Origin of the sequence: Enterovibrio baiacu (assembly GCF_004120195.1) — a bacterium.
GTDB lineage: Bacteria > Pseudomonadota > Gammaproteobacteria > Enterobacterales > Vibrionaceae > Enterovibrio > Enterovibrio baiacui.
Genome location: NZ_SCHN01000005.1, coordinates 461,100 through 481,651 on the forward strand (window position 1 = coordinate 461,100; position 20,552 = coordinate 481,651).

Sequence of the window (20,552 nt, forward strand, 5' to 3'; positions counted from 1 at the left end):
CTCTTTGATACTGGGCGAGATAACGACATATTCCATCGCAGACATAACTCTGGAGAAACCTGTGTTGTCGGCTTCCGAAAAAAGTAACTAGGTTACAAAAAGTACACTGATTGACAGCCTAGCAGTTCAACAACAAAGTAGGTGGGGAAAAGAGGTGAAACCCAAGCTCGCAGAACATCAAAAACAGCGATAACGATTACACGAGGAGCCTGATAATGATCTATACCAACAAACTTCAAGCGGGTGGCACATTCCCGACCATCACTCTGTCAGATCTGGATGGCAATGCGCACACCTTAGGTAAACCGCGTGAAGGCGCAACATGGCAAATGGTGGTGGTCTACCGAGGTCGCCATTGTCCTTTGTGCACCAAATACCTTAATCAGCTTGAAACCTTCAAGTCTGCCCTTGCCGAGATTGGGGTGGACATTCTTGCTGTTTCTGGCGACAGCCAAGCACAGCTTGAAGAACACCTGTCTCGCATGGAGGTATCGTTTCCTTTTGTCTATGGCCTAAGCGAAGTACAAATGCGTGAGTTAGGCTTGTATGTGTCGCTGCCGCGTTCAGAGCAGGAAACAGACCATCACTTCGCGGAACCTGGCCTCTTTGTCATCAATGAACAAGGCACAGTGCAAGTGGTCGATATCGCCAATAACCCGTTCTCTCGACCAGACTTACAGACCTTAGTAAACGGTTTGACGTGGATACGAAATCCAGACAACAACTACCCTATCCGTGGTACTGCGCCTTATTAACACGCATTAAGCGGCGTTTATGACGCAAGGTTTTTGGATATCAAGTGCTTCGATCTAAAGTGCTTCAACATAAAAAGGGACGCTGTTATGCGCCCCTTTTTTATTGTTGAAATGCAGCATCGGCATCAATGACCGACTTGAGCGTTTCCCACTCATCAGCAAAACGCCGTCGCAAATAGGCCTCCAACCATCGAGCTTTAGTCCTCCGCCACCAACCCGCGTTTACTTGTCGCCTTTTTAGGCTCGCAATGTCTGACAACAATTCTTCCCTATCAAACATCGCCCAAACAGGTGGCACGGGCGAAGAGAGGTTTTGATAACAAACGGGAGCAACAAAACGAAAGAGAGCAATTTCCACCTCGGCAAGGGGGAAATCGCGCGCCACCGCCGCGATATGTGCGTAATCCACTTCATTATCAATAAACAGATCTGACAAGGCATACATCAAATCGTCTTCGGTCGCTTGTGTGGTCATTTGAGCTCTTTCAGTTCAGCCATTGTTGAGCACGATATGCGTGATACTTTCCCACTACGCACACCTTGTCTCGTCTTCCTTTACTTTGTTGTGCTGGTGAAAAGCAGCTTCAAGCCAAACACCAACATCACTGAACCCAACACCCTATCAACCCAGTGGCCGACTTTCTTGAACTTCGCTTGCACTGATGGCTTGGAAAGCACCAAGGCGACAGAGCCAAACCACATCATTTGAATGAACATCATCCACGCACCCAGCAATGCGAGTTCAATGATTGGCATGTTTGGCGACAACACCAAGGTGAAAACGGAAAGAAAGTACAGCGGCGCTTTCGGGTTGAGTGCATTACACACAAACCCCATCGAGATAAGTTTGCCCGCAGAACGCGGTTTTACATCAACTTGCTGCTCATCATCACCAACCGAGGCTTTGCTACGAATGCCTTTCCAGCCAAGGTAAATCAGGTAAGCGGCTGCCAAGTATTTCATCACAGATAAAATCGCGGACGATTCACTGATCACCGTCGCCAATCCCACAGAGGAATAAATAATGTGAACGGATAGGCCAAGCGCAATACCTAAACTCACGAGCAATCCCGCACGACGACCGTGCACCAAAGACTGCTGAGACACCATCACGAAGTCTGGCCCCGGTGAAGCTGCCCCCAACAAATGCACCAGCGTTAAGGTTAAAAATGCCTGATAAAATTCCATGTCGTCACTCCCGTGGTTATTTCTTGTTCAACGAGTGATATTCTGTCAATCCGAATCGAATTCAACGCCGTATCATTATTTATTGCACTTTACAGGAGCTTGTGGAATGACGCTCACAGTTTTCTATGACGGCAGTTGCCCACTTTGCGTGGCAGAAATGGATCAGCTTCGTGCGTTGAACACGCAAAATAACCTGCGGTTTGAAGACATTCTCGCGCCGGATTTTCAATCGCGTTATCCGTCGATAGACCCTGCAGCTGCAAGCAATGTCCTTCATGGCATTCTGTCTGATACCGACCAACTCAATGACACCGACGGGCAGCTTCTATTAGGCTTAGACGTGACATATAAAGCCTGGTCATTGGTGGGCAAAAAACGCTGGATTGCAGTGTTACGTTGGCCTGTTATTCGCTGGTTTGCTGATCGCGCCTATTTGTTCTTTGCGCGAAATCGATACCGTATTTCTTACCTATTTACAGGGAAATATCGCTGTGAACCTTGCTCTAAAGGCGCGTGTGATCTTCCCCGCTCCTCGTCAAAATGATTCTCTCGCCATTGCATTGAATGCTATTCGCTCAATAGGTATTCAGTTAACACCCTGTCATGGCTTAACTTATTGACTTAAATGATGATTAGCCGCACCATTCTTGTTTAGCGAACCCCGCCGCATTGTTTTGCAATTCACTGATAGCGCATTAGCGCGTTCACCGAACGAAACAAGCCGGTGTATACCAACAATTACCGTTTGCAATAGACATGAAGACGACCGATATCCTGACCCCTGCACAATTTCTGCCCATGTTGCCTGTCGGCACCCCCTTGACGCTTGAACTTCGTTACAAAGACCAATCAAAAGCGTTTGGTGGCGCATCACGTGTGATTGGCTACCGCGACAAGAAATATGTGCTCATTGAAATGCCTGCCGACCGCGAGCTGGGTAAATTACTCGAAGATCCATCGATGTTTCATGTTGTGATCCGCGGCTTGTCGGCATCTAAATTTGGCGATATTTTTGCTTTCCAAAGCCATATCCTTAGCGTCATGCATCGCCCTGAAAAAATGCTCGCCATTGCTATCCCGCAATCGATAGGCATACACAGGATGCGGCAGAATCCCCGTTTTTCCATTTCTCGCATCGTTCAGATCGAATTGGAAGAACGCATGACCATTGCAAAGCTATCTGACATTTCACTCACGGGTTGTGGCATTCGCGTTTCCAGTAATGTGTTCGTCGAAAAAGGCCAAGCCATTCGCGTAGTTTTTAACAAGCTGTTCGATTCGCCTATCGCATTTTCAGGTGAGATCGCCAACGTACACGGCATCGGTGATGGCCTTCAATTAGGTGTCTGTTTCAGTGAAAAGCCGCCTCACCGCATTCGCGAAGCCATCGCACATCTACTCGCGCAAGCAGAACTGGCCGATATCTACGAGCAACTTGAAAACACCGTCGCATGATGTTTTTTGGGTAATTTCACGTCATGATCTGCTAACGTGGTGTCATATTCACAAATGGCAGTAAGACCCTCATGCAAAAAACATTTATCGACGGTGATTTGCTCTTTCGCCAACATACTTTCGATGTTCCCCTTGATTACACGCAACCGAATGGTGACACGCTTTCTGTGTTCGCGCGTGAAGTGGTCGACCTCGACCGAGATGGGGATGCACTCCCTTGGTTAGTTTACTTTCAAGGTGGCCCTGGTTTTCCTTCGCCACGCCCTGATGCGCGAAGTGGCTGGCTAAAGCGTGCATTGCAACAGTATCGCGTTCTTTTGTTAGACCAACGCGGCACGGGCCTAAGTTCACCGCTTACCCACCAGACCCTTGCACACCTGACGGATGAAGAACAAGCGAACTACATCTCGCATTTTCGTGCAGATAACATTGTTCGTGATGCAGAAACGATCCGCGAAGCGCTAGGCGTAAAACAGTGGTCAACCCTTGGGCAAAGCTTCGGCGGCTTTTGTTCACTGACGTATCTGTCTTTCTACCCACAAAGCCTCACCCGCGCTTATATCACGGGCGGTGTACCGTCGTTGTCGCGCCCTGCCGATGATGTGTATCGTGCAACGTATCAGCGCGTGCTCGACAAAAACCACACCTTGTTTGCGCAATTCCCATCAGCACAAGTGCGCTGCGCGGAAGTCGCGGATTACCTGATGGATAATCATGTCACGCTTGCCAATGGGCAACGCTTTACCGTGGAGCAATTCCAGCAGATCGGGATTAATCTGGGTCGCAGCGGCGCCAACGTGCCCATGTACTATTTGCTTGAAGAGGCATTCGTTGAGACCGCGCAGGGCAAGATACTAAGCGATACCTTCTTGCACGCCATGCTTGCCGAGCAAAGCTATCAAACCAATCCTATCTATGCCTTCTTGCATGAGCCGATTTACAACCAAGGCGTCGCATCAAATTGGTCAGCGCATCGCGTTCGTCACCACGCTTTCCCTGAGTTCAACTATGAACAAGGCAAACCGTTTTTGTTTACCGGAGAGATGGTGTATCCGTGGATGTTTGATCAGATGGAGAACCTGAAATCACTCAAAGGAGCGGCAGAACGATTGGCATCAAAAACCGATTGGCCAGCGCTATACGATGTTGATGCGTTAGCGAAGAACACCGTGCCTGTCGTTTGTGCAGTGTATGCTGATGATATGTATGTAGAAATGGATTACTCGCGCGAAACACTGAAAGGCATTCCAAATAGCCGCGCATGGATAACCAATGAATATGAGCACAACGGTCTTCGAGCAGATGGCGAGAGAATTTTGGATCGCTTAATTCGCATGGCTGACAGTATCAATAACTTGCCATAATCACCACTTGGCCACGTCGAGATAAAGCGTGGCCAATTTTTCACAACTAATAGATAAAATCGCGCCACTTACCCCAGAAAAAACTGTCAATTTTACCCCACTTGAAATGTTAATTAAATGCTATTAAACCCATGTATTAATACAATAAATATATTAAGCATTTTCACATTAAGATATATTTTCAATCACTTGAAAAAATAATGCGTATGACAATGTTGTTATTCAATCCTTATCGCTTTACAAATGCCGTTCTGGTTATAAAATCCCGCATCTTCTGACTATTTTCCATTCTGGTACTTCAATGAATCCGACACGTTTTGGTAACGTGATGGCAGCCGTTGCGTTTCTCCTATGGGGAGCCATGCCGCTTTATTACCAATTTATGCCTAACGCCGCCATGGATGAGCTGCTTGCCCTGCGAATCGCAGCATCAGTGCCTTTCTTGTTGCTCATGTTGCAGTGCCGAAAAGGCAAGGCGCCAAATTGGAAAACACTCACCGCAGACAAACGTTCATTTGGCTTTTCTGCGCTCGCCTCGGTGATGATGTGTATCTCTTGGAGTGCATTCACATGGGCAATGACGAACGATCGCGTGCTAGATGCAAGTTTGGGTTTTTTCATTAATCCACTCTTGGTGATTGCGCTCGGTGTGCTTGCGTTTAAAGAGACGCTGACGCTGGGCCAAAAAGCCGCGGTGATCTTCGGTGCACTTGGCCTGAGCTACCAGATTTTCCAATACGGTGAAGTGCCGGTTGCTGCCATGCTGATGGCGATATTTTTCGCAATGTACGGATGGTGCAAACGCTACGTAAACTATGACGCGATCACGTCGTTGTTCGTTGAGTGCATTGTGCTGTTCCCGATTGCCGCTATCTACATGGCGTACAAAATCGGCGCTGGCACCAGTGTTGCGGTATCTGGGGATTTCTCGACGCTACTTTTGTACCTGGGGGCAGCGCCTATCACGCTGTTGCCGCTTTTCTTCTTCTCTGAAGCCGTTAAGCACGCGAAAATGTCGATGGTTGGCCTCATGCAATACATTGAACCCAGTCTGCAATTTGTGTTGGCGGTGGCTCTGTTTGGCGAAGCGTTCGATAGCGTGAAGACCGTGAGTTTTGGCCTGATTTGGTTTGGTCTTGCGATTACAATCATCGAAAGCGTAGTGAAAGTCGGGCCAAAGCCGGATCTCCCCCAGCATTAAAACAAACACCTAATATCAATAAGCGCTGAGGCGGTAGAGCCTTCGCCTCGGCGCTTAATCAGCGTTAGTATCCCGAATACGCGTTCTCAACCTCGTCCTAGATTCATGCTTTCCCCACGCCTTCAAGCACCGTTTCAATGCCCTTTTTATCCAGCGCAGGTTGATAATAATACCCTTGTACAAACTCAATGCCGCACTCTTGAACAAGCGCCATTTCTGCTTCACTCTCCACGCCCTCAGCGATAACGGTATACCCCATTTCATTAAGCGCACTACTGATGTGAAGATACAAAATCTTGCCTTCTGGTGAAGAGGCATTTTCTAAGAACTGACGATCGAGTTTGACGAAATCGGCCTTCAGTTTTGCCAACATGGAAAGGCTTGCATAGCCGGAGCCAAAATCATCAATTGCAACACCAAAGCCACGCTTTTGAAGCTGTACAATCACCGATTGGGCTTCCACTCGGTTCTGTATATAGCCAGACTCTGTGATCTCAACCACCACAGGGAGACCGTCTAACATCTCTTTTATATTGTCGATATGTTCAGGATCTAACAGCGATTCCACCGTCAGGTTCATGCTGACTTTGGTATGAAGAAGTCCCCGCTGTTTCCAATTTTTCATGTCCAATGACACTTGCTCTAGCACCCAAACATCAATGGAGCTCGCGAGACCCGCCGAAATGAAATCTTTCAAAAACGTAGGACTGCTGACAACCCCATTTTTTTCAATTCGCAACAGGGCTTCTAACCCTGCCAGCTCACCGGTTTTCACATTGTATTGGGGCTGATAGTAGACTTTTAAGTCCCCTTCTAAGAGTTGCTTCATGTGATCATTCACCGTCGCAACTCGTTCGCCCAATGCATTCTGCGCTTTATTCAACAACATGTCGCCGTGCGCCAATACTCTGCTGTTAAGACGCAAGCGCCGTGCGAGTTTTTCACCGAGCATCTCATTACTGTCCACTTCAAAACGACGAATGAAAGGCCGGTAAATCATCACGCCAATCCCAATAAGGCAGGCTTGTACAAACACGGCCATGACATTTCCGTCCGTCGCCAACCAAACATTCGCTAACACGGGCGTAATCCAACTAAGGTCCAAGTTCACAACACTGATCGGAAACACTGTAAACAGCACAAAAGCTAGCAACTGATTGATAAGTGGCACCAAAATGAACGGAATAGCAAGCGTGGGGTTGTAAATCACTGGTAAGCCAAACAGGAGGATCTCATTGATGTTCAACAGCGCAAAAGGCAGGGATATTTTTGCTATAGCACGCCCATGTTGATTACGAGAAAACAAGAGCAACGCCAAGATCAATGACCACGTTCCTCCCGCGCCCCCTGGCACAGCAAACAAATCAAAGAACTGGGTGAACGGAATATTCGAAACATAAACATCCGTGACAAATTGGGCATCAAAGAAGGTGTAATAAGCCGCAGCACCATGAATCCCAATTAACCAGAACAAATGAATGAATAGGTTATACGCCACGCTTTGCCACTGCATAGATTGCTCAGCGACCCAATCAACAAAAGGCGTAAGGGAAAAATAGTGCATGACTGGCGTTAACAGTAGAGCAAAAATGTAAATGACAATATATGGCAAAGTGGCGTCGATATGATGTCTTAAAGAGCGGTTCAATACGCCTTTTCGATCAATCGTAAATTTGAACACTCGGCGTAAAACAACATAAAACACACTCACAAATACAGGAATTGCAATTGCCTGAGGTAAAACGAAATTGCTCGATAGTTCTATTCCTCCTTCCGATACTTGGATATAACCAGAGAACTTGAGAAACAGCAGTAAGGTTAAAATAGTGGCGTGAATACGTTCATAAGAAAAACCCAGAGCGAGGTGATAAGCCAACGATATTGTGAGTAACAGAGGAAAGATAAGACCAAACATTTGTGACAACGCAACAGTCACATCATGATCAATAATCAAATAATGCTCATTGATGATAGTGAACAATATCCAAACAGAGCGCAGAAGCATAAAAGGAAGGAGCGCAAGCGCTGCTTCTCTCAGCGCATCTGAAAATATCTTGAATCCCGATACGAGGTTGACCGTGTGTGTCATTCATCACTCCGACGACTATTCTCAAAATAAAGAGCACAATTTCAAGAAGGAACCAACACACACCTTCAAATCAATGATTAATCTCCTCAGCATAATAAACATGATTTTCATTTTTAATCATGTTCACTTTGCGAGAATCATTAATAACCAGTCACATTAAAACCATCCACATAGAAATAACTCTTATGAAAATCATTCAAAATTGACCAATTCACTCTCAAAAACTGATATCCGCGCGTATTTAAGCATCATTTATTTTCAGTAGAAAGCCCCTATTAGTAATTAACACCTCTCTTTAATCGCTAATGAAAAATAGTAGATTAGTGATAATAACCTTGACGGAACGTTAGTAATTTCAACATTACGTCTCGCTCCTGATGCAACTGAATTAAATCTATAAGGCAGGAAATAAATAATCATATTCTTGTCATAATGGTCTATTCGCTGTTTACATGACGAAAAAAAGCCCAGTGAGTCATCACTGGGCTTTTCAATGCCTATCTTTGTTCGCTATACGCCAATAATCAGTGAGGCCACTGTTGACACGATCAACGCTCCCACCATGGGAATGGCAGTGCGTTTTACCAATTCAAACGGTGACACACCCGCAACACCCGCCACGGCAACAACTGCCCCGGTGATAGGTGACATAGAACGCGCAATGCCCGATGCGAGTTGCATTGGCATCAACATCGCTATTGCCGGAATCCCCACTTTACCCGCGATGTCTGGCACGATGGCCGCAAAAGAGAAAAATGGCGCATTGCCTGAACCCATGATGATTGCTGCCAATGCAATGATTAACACCATCAAGATAACCATCAATGCCGGAGAAACACTTGCTGCCAAGGCACCATCAATTACGGTGTTCAACAAGCCTGTGGTTTTTAAGCCTTGCGCGAAGGTTTGACCCGCAACAACAAGGGTAACAACCCGTGCAAACTGGCGACCCATGCTGTCGAAGTAAACCAAAATATCACTGAAAACAGCTTTTGGTTTACGGCGGAAGGTTTCGCACAACATTGCGACAGCAATTGAGACGAACATTGCAGTGACGACATCAATCTTCACTGACTCTATCGCCATTGGGCTGAAAATAAGCAGCAACGCCAAAGGAATAACAGGCAGTAATGCATACCACATCGGTGGGTTCGCTTCGCTTTCGCCCGCGTTTATTTCGGTATCGCCGTTATCTGTCTCTCTGCTATCGAACCAGCGTTGTACAAACAAATGCAGTATTGCGATCGTGACCATGGTGATCAGTGCGACAGGAAGTTGGTAAGAAATGAAGTATTCCGTCACCGGCATATCTGCGGTACGCGCGGCAAGGTTTGCGTTCCCTGACGCAGGCCCCAAGTCCAAACACGCCGCCGTGGCAATCACAGCAGTCGCTGACATCTTGCTCACGCCCAAGCGAACCAAGATTGGGTACAGCGTCACCATCAGCAACAAACCAAGCCCAGAAGCACTTGGTATGAAGATATTGAGGAATTGTCCGATCAGATATCCCAACGCCATGACGAGATAAGGCGCTTTGAAATATCCCAAGGGCTTAATGGCGATGCTTACCAGCGCACGAGAAGCACCGATATGGTCCATATAATGCGCGAAACCACCCACGGCCATGATGATGAGACCAAGACCTGCAACCGTTTTACTCGTGGTCTGTTTTACAAACGTGAATATATCGAGGGCAACAGAACCGCTTGATGCAGACTCAGGTAACGGCATACCTGTTTCGAAGAAAATGCCGGCGACCATGAGGATCATACCGCCGATAAACAGCGTCGTTTGTGGGTTGTAACGTTTTACGATGAGGTAACCGACAGCAAAGATCACTGTCAAGCTAAAGAGCGTTGTCATTCATGCTTCTCCATAAACAAAAATTGACACGAAAGCGTATGGATACCGTGGAAAGATTCAGTCCATAACGTGTCATTTCCTTCTTTGATTCACACAAAGAATCAAAGAGAAGCAGATATCTAGCAGTCTCCCTGAATACGCACAATGATTTTCAGCTTGATGAATGATTGAGCTATTGATAAATCTATTAGGTGTATCCATGAGATGATTTCGCATCAAAAACAGACAAGGCCAGCAACATGCCGTTTTGTGGTTTTTATGATTTTGTTTTTTGACGAAGAGAACGTAAAGACAGAATGTTGCTAATCAACATGACTTTGGTGAACAAGTACGAAGAGAAAGTGCCATTCAAGGTGGGGATTGGTGTTTATCGCGTATTTCATTGAGATGCAGTTACATTCATTGCCAACCCTTAAACCTAGATTTGGAAGCAAATCACATTTAAAACACCCACATTCCCCCTGTCAGGTCTGTTTCACTGACCAAAGCACAAACCTTTAACACCTCGCTCAAAACAACTGTCGTCTGTTACTACCTGATTCAATGCAAAAAAAAGCACCCGAAGGTGCTTTTAAGTGTGGTTTCCTTTGGTGAAATCAGTCCTCTAATTCCACCAGTTTTGTCGAACCACCGTGGTGCTTTTCTCGCAGTCGTTGAATCAAGGCAAAGAAACCTGGAATCAAGAATGTACCTGCCAACAAGACACACAGCAGGCCGCCCGTGAGAGAAATACCCAAAGAGTTCTGGCTGATGTGACCGGCGCCACTTGCGAAAATCAACGGCATGATACCGAGGATAAATGACCAAGATGTCATGTTCACCGCGCGGAAACGCAGCTTACCGCCTTCCACAGCCGCATCAGAAATCGACATCTCTTTCTCTTCACGCTCATATTTGCCGAATTCCACGATAAGGATCGCGTTCTTCGCCGCCAGTGCAATCAAGAGAACCAAACCAATCTGCGCGTACAGGTTCAGCGGGGTACCTGTCATTGCGAGCGCGAGGAAGGACCCCAACGTCGCGACGGGCACAACGAGAATGATCGCCAGTGGAATACTCCAGCTCTCATACTGCGCCACCATGAACAAGTAGATGAAGATCAGTGCCAGAATAAAGGCGTAAATGGCAAGGTTACCCGCTTGCACTTCTTGGTAAGCCATGCCCGTCCATTCATACTGGTAGCCTTGTGGGAGCATTTCAGCAGCAACACGCTCCATGGCGGCAATCGCATCACCTGACGAATAACCCGGTGCAGGTGAACCCTGAATGACAGCAGAACGGTACATGTTGTAACGCCATGCCACATCAGGCTCGAACACTTGCTCTACATCAATCAAGGTGCTGAGTGGGATCATGTCACCCGAGGTTGAACGCACGTGGAAACGCCCCAGTGAATCAAGGTCGTTACGGTAATCCGAACCCGCTTGAATGGTCACGCGGTAGTTCTTGCCATACATGCTGAAATCATTCACATACATCGACGCCAAGTTACCTTGAAGTGTGGTGAAGATTTCAGACAGTGGAATGCCTAGTTGCTTGGCTTTCTCACGGTCAATGTCTACATAGAAATGCGGCACGTTCGCGCGGAATGTACTGAAGGTACGGGCAATTTCAGGCTGCTCATTCGCTTTCACCATCAATTGCTGCATCAACATGGCAAGATCACTTCGGCTACGGCCTAAGGTGTCTTCCAACACAAACTCGAAGCCCGATGCAGCGCCCATCCCAGGCACGGCTGGCGGCCCCATCGCAAACACAATCGCTTCCGGCAATTGCATTGCCGCTGCGCCGTTAATGCGGTTGGTGATGGAGAACGCATCATGCTCGCCCTCAAGCGCCTGACGGGTTTCCCAGTCTTTTAGCTTGATGAACATCGACGCACCGTTTGATGCGGCAGCCCCCGTTAGGAAGGCAAAGCCATTCGCAACGGTTGCGCCGTCAACACCCGGTTCATTCTTCACGATTTGCGTCAGCTTGCGTGTCACTTCTTCCGTGCGCGACAAAGAAGCAGCATCTGGCAACTGAATGTTGACCAAAAGGACGCCTTTATCTTCTTGCGGAACAAAGCCGGTTGATGTGGTTTTCGCGAAGTAACCTGCCGCGCCCACAGCAACAACAAACAAAGTCCCTAACACCACGGTTTTGCGAACAAGGAAGCCCGCAACCGCGCCGTATTTGTTCGTCACTTTTTCCAACCCACGGTTGAATTTAGTAAACCAACGCGCATGGTTGTCTTCGCCTTGTTTCAACACAAGGGAACACAATGCTGGCGACAACGTTAAGGCGTTGATCGACGAAATCAGAACCGAGATACAAATGGTCAGTGCGAACTGACGGTACATGATGCCTGTGATACCCGGCAGCATTGCAACAGGCAAGAACACCGCTAACAACACCAAGGTCGACGTGATGATTGGCCCGGTCACTTCCTTCATTGCAATCAAAGTAGCTTGTCGCGGTGTCAGGCTTGGGTCTTTCGACATGTTGGTATCAACGTTCTCGATCACCAAGATGGCGTCATCCACCACGATACCGATGGCGAGTATCAAACCAAACAATGTCACCGTGTTCACGGTAAACCCAGCGGCAAGCATGATCGCAAACGTGCCCACCAGCGAAACAGGGATCGCGATAACTGGAATCAAGGTCGAACGGAAACTGCCCAAGAACAAGTAAGTCACAGCGATAACCAAGAGCACGGCTTCAATCAAGGTTTTCACAACGCCTTTGATGGATTCCGCAACGAACAAGGTCGTGTCGTAACTGGCTTCATACGCCATGCCTTTCGGGAAGTTCTGAGAAAGATCTTCCAATCTCTCCATGATAAGACCGCCACTTTCCAACGCATTCGCGTCAGATTGGAGGTTCAAAATCACGATTGATGCTGGGCGATCGCGGTATTTACCGTTACCCGAGTAGAATTTACGGCCGAGAGAGACGTCAGCTACGTCTTTCAAATACACCATGCTGCCGTCGGTATTTGCACGCACAACCACTTGCTCGAATTCTTCCACAGAACCAAGTCGACCCTGCGTCACGAGTTTGAACGTCATTTCCTGCGCGTCATTAAACGGTGGCGCGCCGATATCACCCGCCGCCACTTGGACGTTTTGCTCCGCAAGCACAGAGCGAATGTCCGACGTGGTAATACCAAGGTTGGCCATTTTCTCTGGGTTCAACCATACACGCATGGCGTATTCACCACCGCCCACCACGTTCACTTCACTGATGCCTTTTACACGCGCCAGTTGGTCTTTTACGTTGAGGTTGATGTAGTTAACCAGAAATTGGTCATCATACTTGCCTTCTGGTGAGTAAAAGTTCAACACCATCAACAAGTCGGGAGAACGTTTTTTCACCGTCACGCCAACTTGGCGAACTTCTGGCGGCAGTTTAGATTCAATCTGCGCCACGCGGTTCTGCACGTTCACCTGCGCCATGTCAGGGTCAGTACCGATGTCGAACGTTACGTTCAAGCTGTATGAACCGTCATTCGCACTTTTAGAGGACATGTAGATCATGTTCTCGACACCGTTGACTGACGTTTCAATCGGGTCAGCAATGGCCTGCTCTACCACCTCAGCACTTGCACCCGAGTAAATGGCAGACACGTTAACGGAAGGAGGACTGATCCTTGGGTACTCTGCGACGGGCAAGTTGAGCAATGCGATTGCCCCTGCCAGCGTCAGAATAATCGAAATCACCAGCGCGAATTTTGGGCGCTGGATAAAAAATCGGCTCAACATCGTCGATTATGCTCCCTGATCTTGGAGACGCACAGTCATGCCGTTTCGAACACGTTGCAGACCTTTCACCAACACTTGTTCTTCTGTCTGCAAGCCGTCTTTGACGATCACACCTTCATCGGTTTGCACACCTAATACCACGTTACGACGTTCAACAATGTTCCCATCTTTCAGCACCATGACGTAATCCCCTTCCAGATCGGTTTGCACCGACATACGCGGGATAACAATGCTAGGGGTGGCTTTCTTGTCACGCACTTCTACTTCCACATATTGGCCAGGCAACAAGCGGAATTCAGGGTTAGGGAAACTCGCGCGTAGCGCAATGGTGCCCGTTTTCAGATCAATACGGTTACCGATGTAATCAATGTGACCAGCGTGCTTATAGTCATGCCCTTTGCCTAGACTGAGGAAGACTTCCGCATTGCCGCTGCGGCCTTCGCCACTGCCCGAGATCAAATCTGCGCCCATGTTTAAGCGCTGTTTCTCACTCATCGAGAAAGCCGCTTGCATTGGGTCAAGGCTAACGATGGTCGTCAGCACACCGGTTGATGGGGAAACCAAATCACCAATGCTGGCATTGCTTTCACTGATACGGCCGGTAAAAGGTGCAACTATTTCGGTATGGGCCATATCAACTTCAGCGCCTTTCAACTGCGCTTCCGCAGACTTTAACGCCGCTTCCGCCTGCAGTTTCACTGCGGTCAATCGGTCAAATTCAGATTGGCTAATGCCACCTTTAGGCAAGAGGTCTTTTCCGCGTTCCCAATCCAAATTTGTATTGGTCACACCCGCTTTTGCCTGCGCCACAGCCGCATTTGCACTCGCCACTTTGGCTTCATACAAAGAAGGATCGATTTGATAGAGTTTTTGTCCTTGGAAAACCAACTCACCTTCTTTGAAAAAACGTTCTTTCAGGTAACCAGACACCTGCGGAACAATGCTGACATCTTCAACGGCCTGCGTACGCCCAACGAAGGTTTGGCGCGGTTGATAATCAATAACTTGTGCAACTTCGACCGTCACCAGAGGGACGAACCCGCCGCCCTGTTGTGCCTCTTTACCGCCGCAACCAACCAATAGCGTTGCGCTAATGAGCGCAGGAAGCAGTAACTTCCGGTTGACCATTTTTCTCTCCTTTTCCTTAACATTTCCCTCAAAGGGGATGAATGTGAAGGTTTACTGATTACTTTATAAAAACGCATTCGACCTGAGGCCACGTTATGTGCTTCAAGTCATTGTTTAGCCGACATTCTTCAAGGCCAAGCGTGCACATGATTGCACATATTGATAACAAACAAATAAGGAATGTTAGAAAATACGGCCATGACAGCAGAAGTATGACAAGCGATCCTTTCTGTTAGCTGTACAGGCCAACAAAAAGCGCAAAAGAATCAGTAACAAAATAAGGGGAAGATGTGACGAAATGTGTCAAAAGGAGACACATGGCGACCCGCACGTCGCCATGCTGAAAAGGCAGTGTTTTATGACACCAGCGATGCCATGGTGGTTTTCAATGCGTTGTTCAATGTTTCATCTTTCAACGAACCTGTTTCCATATCAAAGTTATCATAGAAAGACGGCACTGAAAGGCTCGCTGTTACGTCGGCTGCAAAGTGCGGTGCTGAGGTGGTTGCCGCGGCCAATACATTGCGCGCACCACCTGGGCCAGGGGACGTTGACAGCAAAACTGTCTTTTTGCCTTGGAAGACTTTTTGATTAATGCGTGATGCCCAATCAAACAGGTTTTTATAGGCCGCAGAATATGAACCGTTGTGTTCAGCGAAGGAAATCACCAGCGCATCGGCCTGACCAATTTTCTCGAAAAAGGCTTTGGCTTTATCAGGCTGGCCCAATGTTTTTTCCAGATCAACGCTGAACAGCGGTAATTCGTAGTCATTCAGGTCGAGCACTTCCGTTTCTGCGCCATCAACCAGACTTGCTGCATAGGTTACCAATTGTCTATTGATGGATTCCGTGCTGCTCGAAGCTGCAAACGCCAATACTTTCATTTTCTCTCCTTGAAGATCTATAGGTGATGCCTAACAATTATCCGTGCCAGCATAACACTCCCATCGCGCCATGCCAGCACCGGTACTCAGTCAGTTGTTTTTATGGTGTTTTTGTCAAAAAATCACACATCGTCATTTTGCATCTTTTTCATTTCAAATCGCCCTCATAAAATAAAAAGCCTTTGTTTATAGACATATAACCGCACACATCCACACTTTAGAAATAAACGTCTCATTAATGAGCCAATACTTAACTACACTTTTCAATGACTAAACAGCAACTTCCTAATAATTCGAACTCACAATCAAAGGACACGGTTGTCGTTATGAAGACATTGCTCAGGTGTATAAGCGCCATCTTTTTTCTTTTTTTCTTTGCATCTAGCATCGCGTTGGCGAAGCCTGTGTCGGGGTCACACTTAAAAGTGTTCATTCCCAGCCTGCCTTATATCTATATTTCCCATTCCATCAATGCTGCGCTTCTTCGCCCTGCAAATAACGCACAAGGGTGGGAATATGACATGGCAACCAGCCACAGCGTCATTGATGAACGCACCTATGAATTCACACTAAGAAAAGGTGTTAAATTCCAAGATGGCACACCGTTTAATGCAGATGCTGTGCTGTTAAATATGGAGTACTTTAAGAAAGCGCCTTTTCTCTTCACCAAAATAGACACGGTATTTGATCGCGCTGAGAAAATTGATGACTACACAGTGCGTTTTCATTTAACGCAGAAATACGGGCAATTTCTTAACGATGCCATTTGGATTCAATTTTATACCCGTACGTATTTAGAAAAATTCGGCTGGAACGGCAAAGCGACGTGCCCGAATTTGGCAGAGCCTGGCCCGTATGGCCTTGGCCCTTACATCCTCAAAGAAGGATACATTGAAGGCGATCGCCAGACCCCAAATGCTGTGCTTGAAGCCAATCCAAACTATTGGAACCCCGACTATCCGAAAATTGAAAAGGTCACCGTCTACACCGAACTCGACAGCAAGGTAGCGCTAGAAAGAGCAATAGACAGAGATGGCGAGTTAGATATCATGCCGATCCCTGTGTCTGAGAAGCGCCGCGTCAATCAATCGCTCTACGCTAAATTGGTGACCGCACCATCAACCGATAACATCGCCATTCACATCAACATGATCACGGGCAACAAACGCCTTCAAGACAAAGCGGTCCGCGTTGCCCTGAACAAAGCCATCGACCAACGCCGTTTACTCAGCAAATATTATGACGGTGAAGGGCAAGTCAAACCGACCCTCGCTGCCCCGCTCTACCCCGGCGTCGATAAGGTGGTCAAAAAACTCAAGGCTTATTCAGACGTTGAAGACCCAAAAGCCATTCGTGATCAACTCAAGCGCACCCTCGATGGGTTAGTGCTGAACGTTTATACACAAGACAGATACATGCACATTTGGAAAGGCATCGACCGAGACCTTCGCAAAGTTGGTGTAAAGCTCAAGTTCGATATTACAACCAGTGAAAAGGATGTGTTCGGGCAATTGCTCAGTACCAATGCAGGCAAGAACACTAAGCAATGGGATTTACTCGCGTGGGGAGATGACGATTGGTACTACAACCACCCTTGGTCAGCATTCCTCGTCTATCGTACCCACAACTACTGGAGCACCATTTCACCGGATCCTCAGCTCGATGGTTATGTGGAGGAGATGTTCCGTGAGTCTGTCGGCACGTCCGCTTTCGACAACGTCTCTGAAAAGATCATGTACCACGTCTATGACAACGGATACATGCTGTTTGTGCCCACACCTAATAAGGTGTTAGCCGTCAACAAACACGTCACCTATTCCCCTTACCGCATGGCAAACATGCCGCTTTGGGAAATAGAGGTGTCCGATGAACACTGGTCTGTTCGCTAGAAAGCGCTAGAACATCCGTATGTCACCGCGGGTAAATCCATTTAGGGGAACGCTTTTCGTTTCCAACTTGATGAGAAAGAAGGGTTAACCATGTTTGGAAAGTTAAGAACAAAACTGCTGCTTATCTTCCTTTTCATCGGGGGCGTGCCGATCATGGTCGTCGGTTATGCTGCTCTCGCCAAATCCAGTGAAGCCATGCAAAGCCAAGCCTTTGCACAGCTCGTCAGCATGCGAGAAGTCAAGAAAACACAAATTGAAGCCTACATCGAGCGCGCCTATGACGATATTAAAATTCTGGCAGGCAGTGAAGACACCAAGCAAATTCAAAAACTGCTTCAGTTCTATGCCGTCGATGAAGAGATTGGCGACAATGACCCGTTCAACACCGACACCTATGAGTACGATGAAATTTGGAGTTCCCAAGGTAGCACGCTGAGTGACTACGTGAATGTTTATGGCTATTCCGATGTATTTATTATTCAAGCCAATAGCGGCCATGTGGTGTTCTCCGCGAACCGTAACAGCGACCTTGGCGCGAACCTGAATACGGGCACACTGAAGAACAGCCCTCTCGCCTCTTTGTTCCGAAAAGTGCTCGCATCAAAAGAAACACATGTTCAAGATTACCAGCGCTACGCGCCACAAAACGACGCCCCCACCGCCTTCATAGGTCGCCCTATTGTTGATTTAAGCGGCAACACACTGGCCGTCGCCGTGCTTCAACTCTCTGTCGATGAAATAAACAAGATCATGCTTCAACGCACCGGAATGGGAGAATCCGGCGAAACCTATTTGGTCGGGCCCGACTACTTGATGCGCTCAGACTCTCACCTCGCTGATAACAGCCACTCTGTTTTAGCGTCATTTGCCAATCCAGAAGTAGGTAACATTAAAACCGTTGCTACACGCAATGCCTTAGCCGGTCTTTCTGCTTATGAAGTGGTTAGCGATTATCGAGATATCCCTGTGTTGTCAGCCTATACGTCGATTCCCTTTGGCGACACATCGTGGGCGCTCATCGCAGAGATCGATGAATCCGAAGCCTTTGGTACCATCATCTCGTTAAAATGGTTGCTTGGGTTTATTCTGGTTAGCGGCGTCGTGCTCATCACGGTGATAGCAACTGTCTTTACGCAATCTGTGACGCGTCCTATTATCGAACTTACCAAGAAGCTCGAAACCGTCGCCCTGAATGGCGATTTCTCGGCACGTGTAGAAGTAAAAAGCCAAGACGAAATTGGTCAATCTGCCGATGCATTCAACAGCTTTATGCAAAGCACCCAACAAGCATTGTCTGAAATTAATAAAGTCATGGAAGGCCTTGCGAAAGGAGACTTTAGCAACCGCATTGAAGCCGATTTTCAAGGCGATCTGCTGTCGATTAAAGAAGCGACCAATACGTCTTTGGAAAACGTTGAGAATTCAGAAAACCTTCGCGCGGAAATGGAGAAAAACGCCAAGTTACGTGCAGAGGAAAATGTGCGCGTTCGACAGGCACTCGACAACGTGTCTACTAACACCATGATTGCGGATAAAGACTACAACATCATCTACCTAAACCGCACCGCGCATGCGTTAATGGAAAACGCGAAAGATGATTTCGCCACACTGGTTCCTCGCTTTAACCCAGACAAAATTCTGGGTCAGAATATCGACTTCTTCCATAAAAACCCGGCACATCAACGCAATATCTTGGATCAACTCGAAGGAACACATCATATTGAATTGCCTGTAGGCACACGCACAATGGCCATTGCAGCCAATGCGATCATCGACGATGACGGTCAACGCATTGGTACCGTCATCGAGTGGACAGATCGCACCGCAGAAGTGGCGATTGAACGTGAGATTGACGGCATGGTAGACGCGGCCAGCCGTGGCGATTTTACCAAACAACTCTCGTTGCAGGACAAGCAAGGCTTCTTCCTTAACCTCGCACAAGGTTTAAATAACCTCACATCAAACACAGACACAGCCTTGGCTGACATGCAGCGGATCCTTGGCTCGATCGCAAGCGGCAATCTTACCGAGCGCATTGAACAAAGCTACACAGGACGATTTGGTCAGCTAAAAATCGACACCAACTCTACCATCGATAAACTGACCCAAGTGATCAGCAACATCAGGCAAGCCTCGAGCACCATTTCAAGTTCATCGAATGAAATCGCTTCAGGTAACCGAGACCTTAGCCAACGTACGGAAGACCAAGCAACCTCGCTGCAAGAAACGGCGGCCAGCATGGAAAACATGACAGAGACCGTCAAGCAAAGCGCAGAGAATGCCAAAGTTGCGAACAAGCTGAGTGAGGAGGCCCGTCTAAAAGCCCGTGAAGGCGGTAATGTCGTAATGCGCACCATCTCGGCGATGGATCAAATTAGTGGTGCGAGTAATAAGATTTCAGACATCATTGGCGTGATCGATGAAATCGCTTTCCAAACCAATCTACTCGCGCTTAATGCCGCCGTTGAGGCTGCACGTGCAGGGGAACAGGGCCGAGGTTTTGCGGTTGTCGCAGGTGAAGTGCGCAGCCTCGCGCAACGTTCAGCGGAAGCGGCAAAGGAAATCAAAGAACTGATCCGTGATACCAACAAGAAGGTCGAAGACGGTGCGGAATTGGTGATTGAATCTGGCGATACTTTGCAAGAGATCGTCAATATGGTGGAAGAAGTCGGTATCAAAATGGCGGAGATTAGTGATGCAGCACAAGATCAAAGCTCAGGCATTGAGCAAGTAAACATTGCCATTGCCAGAATGGACACCATGACGCAACAAAACGCAGCCTTGGTTGAACAAGCTGCCACCGCGGGTGAAAGCATGCTCTCGCAAGCGCAGGACATGAATGTGATGATGGAATTCTTTACCGTCACACAAGTCGACGAAGAAATTAAAACACCAATTTTTAAGCGAAAAGCGAAGCCACAGAGAAAACTGGAGACAAGACCTAAACCGCTCGTTGACGATAATGACGTTGAGTGGGATGAGTTTTAAAA

General features: G+C 47.6%; 14 protein-coding genes. 7 read left to right on the top strand and 7 right to left on the bottom strand.

Annotated features, from left to right (window positions below; translation table 11 throughout):
* Positions 1 to 215 precede the first annotated feature (215 nt).
* On the top strand, positions 216 to 755 hold the full coding sequence (locus tag EQP46_RS02350) for a peroxiredoxin-like family protein (protein WP_129492109.1): 540 nt from the start codon (positions 216 to 218) through the stop codon (positions 753 to 755).
* A gap of 100 nt (positions 756 to 855) precedes the next feature.
* On the opposite strand, the gene EQP46_RS02355 is transcribed toward EQP46_RS02350, so the two are convergent.
* Together EQP46_RS02355 and EQP46_RS02360 are read right to left on the bottom strand one after the other, a co-directional pair.
* Positions 856 to 1,230: a DUF7079 family protein gene (locus EQP46_RS02355; protein WP_129492110.1), complete on the bottom strand. Its 375-nt coding sequence runs from the start codon at positions 1,228 to 1,230 to the stop codon at positions 856 to 858.
* 80 nt (positions 1,231 to 1,310) lie between these two features.
* The gene (locus EQP46_RS02360) at positions 1,311 to 1,943 is read right to left on the bottom strand and encodes a LysE family translocator (protein WP_129492111.1); all 633 of its coding nucleotides are present in this window, start codon (positions 1,941 to 1,943) and stop codon (positions 1,311 to 1,313) included.
* Positions 1,944 to 2,049: 106 nt separating this feature from the next.
* Here EQP46_RS02360 and EQP46_RS02365 point away from each other — a divergent pair, with 106 nt between their 5' ends.
* The 4 genes from EQP46_RS02365 (at position 2,050) to rarD (ending at position 5,963) form a co-directional block, all read left to right on the top strand.
* Positions 2,050 to 2,487 carry a thiol-disulfide oxidoreductase DCC family protein gene (locus EQP46_RS02365; RefSeq protein ID WP_129492112.1) on the top strand — a complete coding sequence of 146 codons (438 nt, stop codon included), beginning with the start codon at positions 2,050 to 2,052 and terminating at the stop codon, positions 2,485 to 2,487.
* 212 nt (positions 2,488 to 2,699) lie between these two features.
* Positions 2,700 to 3,398, top strand: coding sequence for a PilZ domain-containing protein (locus tag EQP46_RS02370; protein WP_129492113.1), 699 nt, complete (start codon positions 2,700 to 2,702; stop codon positions 3,396 to 3,398).
* A gap of 71 nt (positions 3,399 to 3,469) precedes the next feature.
* On the top strand, positions 3,470 to 4,762 hold the full coding sequence (locus EQP46_RS02375) for an alpha/beta fold hydrolase (RefSeq protein ID WP_129492114.1): 1,293 nt from the start codon (positions 3,470 to 3,472) through the stop codon (positions 4,760 to 4,762).
* A gap of 301 nt (positions 4,763 to 5,063) precedes the next feature.
* Complete coding sequence (gene rarD, locus EQP46_RS02380) at positions 5,064 to 5,963, top strand: EamA family transporter RarD (RefSeq protein WP_129492115.1); 900 nt, start codon at positions 5,064 to 5,066, stop codon at positions 5,961 to 5,963.
* A gap of 103 nt (positions 5,964 to 6,066) precedes the next feature.
* Here rarD and EQP46_RS02385 read toward each other — a convergent pair whose 3' ends face one another.
* From EQP46_RS02385 to EQP46_RS02405, 5 genes are all read right to left on the bottom strand, one after another.
* Entirely contained in the window at positions 6,067 to 8,052 is a 1,986-nt protein-coding gene (locus EQP46_RS02385; protein ID WP_192545469.1) for an EAL domain-containing protein, read from the bottom strand.
* A gap of 510 nt (positions 8,053 to 8,562) precedes the next feature.
* Positions 8,563 to 9,915 carry a C4-dicarboxylate transporter DcuC gene (dcuC, locus tag EQP46_RS02390; RefSeq protein ID WP_129492116.1) on the bottom strand — a complete coding sequence of 451 codons (1,353 nt, stop codon included), beginning with the start codon at positions 9,913 to 9,915 and terminating at the stop codon, positions 8,563 to 8,565.
* A gap of 596 nt (positions 9,916 to 10,511) precedes the next feature.
* A complete protein-coding gene (locus tag EQP46_RS02395; RefSeq protein WP_129492117.1) occupies positions 10,512 to 13,661 on the bottom strand; it encodes an efflux RND transporter permease subunit in 3,150 nt (1,049 codons plus the stop codon).
* 6 nt (positions 13,662 to 13,667) lie between these two features.
* Positions 13,668 to 14,789 (bottom strand): efflux RND transporter periplasmic adaptor subunit, encoded by a 1,122-nt coding sequence (locus EQP46_RS02400; RefSeq protein ID WP_129492118.1) that lies wholly within the window; start codon positions 14,787 to 14,789, stop codon positions 13,668 to 13,670.
* 356 nt (positions 14,790 to 15,145) lie between these two features.
* On the bottom strand, positions 15,146 to 15,673 hold the full coding sequence (locus EQP46_RS02405) for an NADPH-dependent FMN reductase (RefSeq protein ID WP_129492119.1): 528 nt from the start codon (positions 15,671 to 15,673) through the stop codon (positions 15,146 to 15,148).
* A 404-nt stretch (positions 15,674 to 16,077) separates the two neighbouring features.
* Between EQP46_RS02405 and EQP46_RS02410 the strand changes: the two genes are divergently transcribed.
* Together EQP46_RS02410 and EQP46_RS02415 are read left to right on the top strand one after the other, a co-directional pair.
* The gene (locus EQP46_RS02410; protein WP_240671608.1) at positions 16,078 to 17,562 is read left to right on the top strand and encodes an ABC transporter substrate-binding protein; all 1,485 of its coding nucleotides are present in this window, start codon (positions 16,078 to 16,080) and stop codon (positions 17,560 to 17,562) included.
* A gap of 90 nt (positions 17,563 to 17,652) precedes the next feature.
* Positions 17,653 to 20,550, top strand: a complete 2,898-nt coding sequence (locus tag EQP46_RS02415; protein ID WP_129492121.1) for a methyl-accepting chemotaxis protein — start codon at positions 17,653 to 17,655, stop codon at positions 20,548 to 20,550.
* Positions 20,551 to 20,552 lie beyond the last annotated feature (2 nt).

Coding starts and splice junctions, on each gene's coding strand:
- EQP46_RS02360 (WP_129492111.1), bottom strand. CDS start 1,943: ATGGAATTTTATCAGGCATTTTTAACCTTAACGCTGGTGCATTTGTTG.
- dcuC (WP_129492116.1), bottom strand. CDS start 9,915: ATGACAACGCTCTTTAGCTTGACAGTGATCTTTGCTGTCGGTTACCTC.
- EQP46_RS02375 (WP_129492114.1), top strand. CDS start 3,470: ATGCAAAAAACATTTATCGACGGTGATTTGCTCTTTCGCCAACATACT.
- EQP46_RS02415 (WP_129492121.1), top strand. CDS start 17,653: ATGTTTGGAAAGTTAAGAACAAAACTGCTGCTTATCTTCCTTTTCATC.
- EQP46_RS02355 (WP_129492110.1), bottom strand. CDS start 1,230: ATGACCACACAAGCGACCGAAGACGATTTGATGTATGCCTTGTCAGAT.
- EQP46_RS02365 (WP_129492112.1), top strand. CDS start 2,050: ATGACGCTCACAGTTTTCTATGACGGCAGTTGCCCACTTTGCGTGGCA.
- EQP46_RS02405 (WP_129492119.1), bottom strand. CDS start 15,673: ATGAAAGTATTGGCGTTTGCAGCTTCGAGCAGCACGGAATCCATCAAT.
- rarD (WP_129492115.1), top strand. CDS start 5,064: ATGAATCCGACACGTTTTGGTAACGTGATGGCAGCCGTTGCGTTTCTC.
- EQP46_RS02385 (WP_192545469.1), bottom strand. CDS start 8,052: ATGACACACACGGTCAACCTCGTATCGGGATTCAAGATATTTTCAGAT.
- EQP46_RS02400 (WP_129492118.1), bottom strand. CDS start 14,789: ATGGTCAACCGGAAGTTACTGCTTCCTGCGCTCATTAGCGCAACGCTA.
- EQP46_RS02395 (WP_129492117.1), bottom strand. CDS start 13,661: ATGTTGAGCCGATTTTTTATCCAGCGCCCAAAATTCGCGCTGGTGATT.
- EQP46_RS02350 (WP_129492109.1), top strand. CDS start 216: ATGATCTATACCAACAAACTTCAAGCGGGTGGCACATTCCCGACCATC.
- EQP46_RS02370 (WP_129492113.1), top strand. CDS start 2,700: ATGAAGACGACCGATATCCTGACCCCTGCACAATTTCTGCCCATGTTG.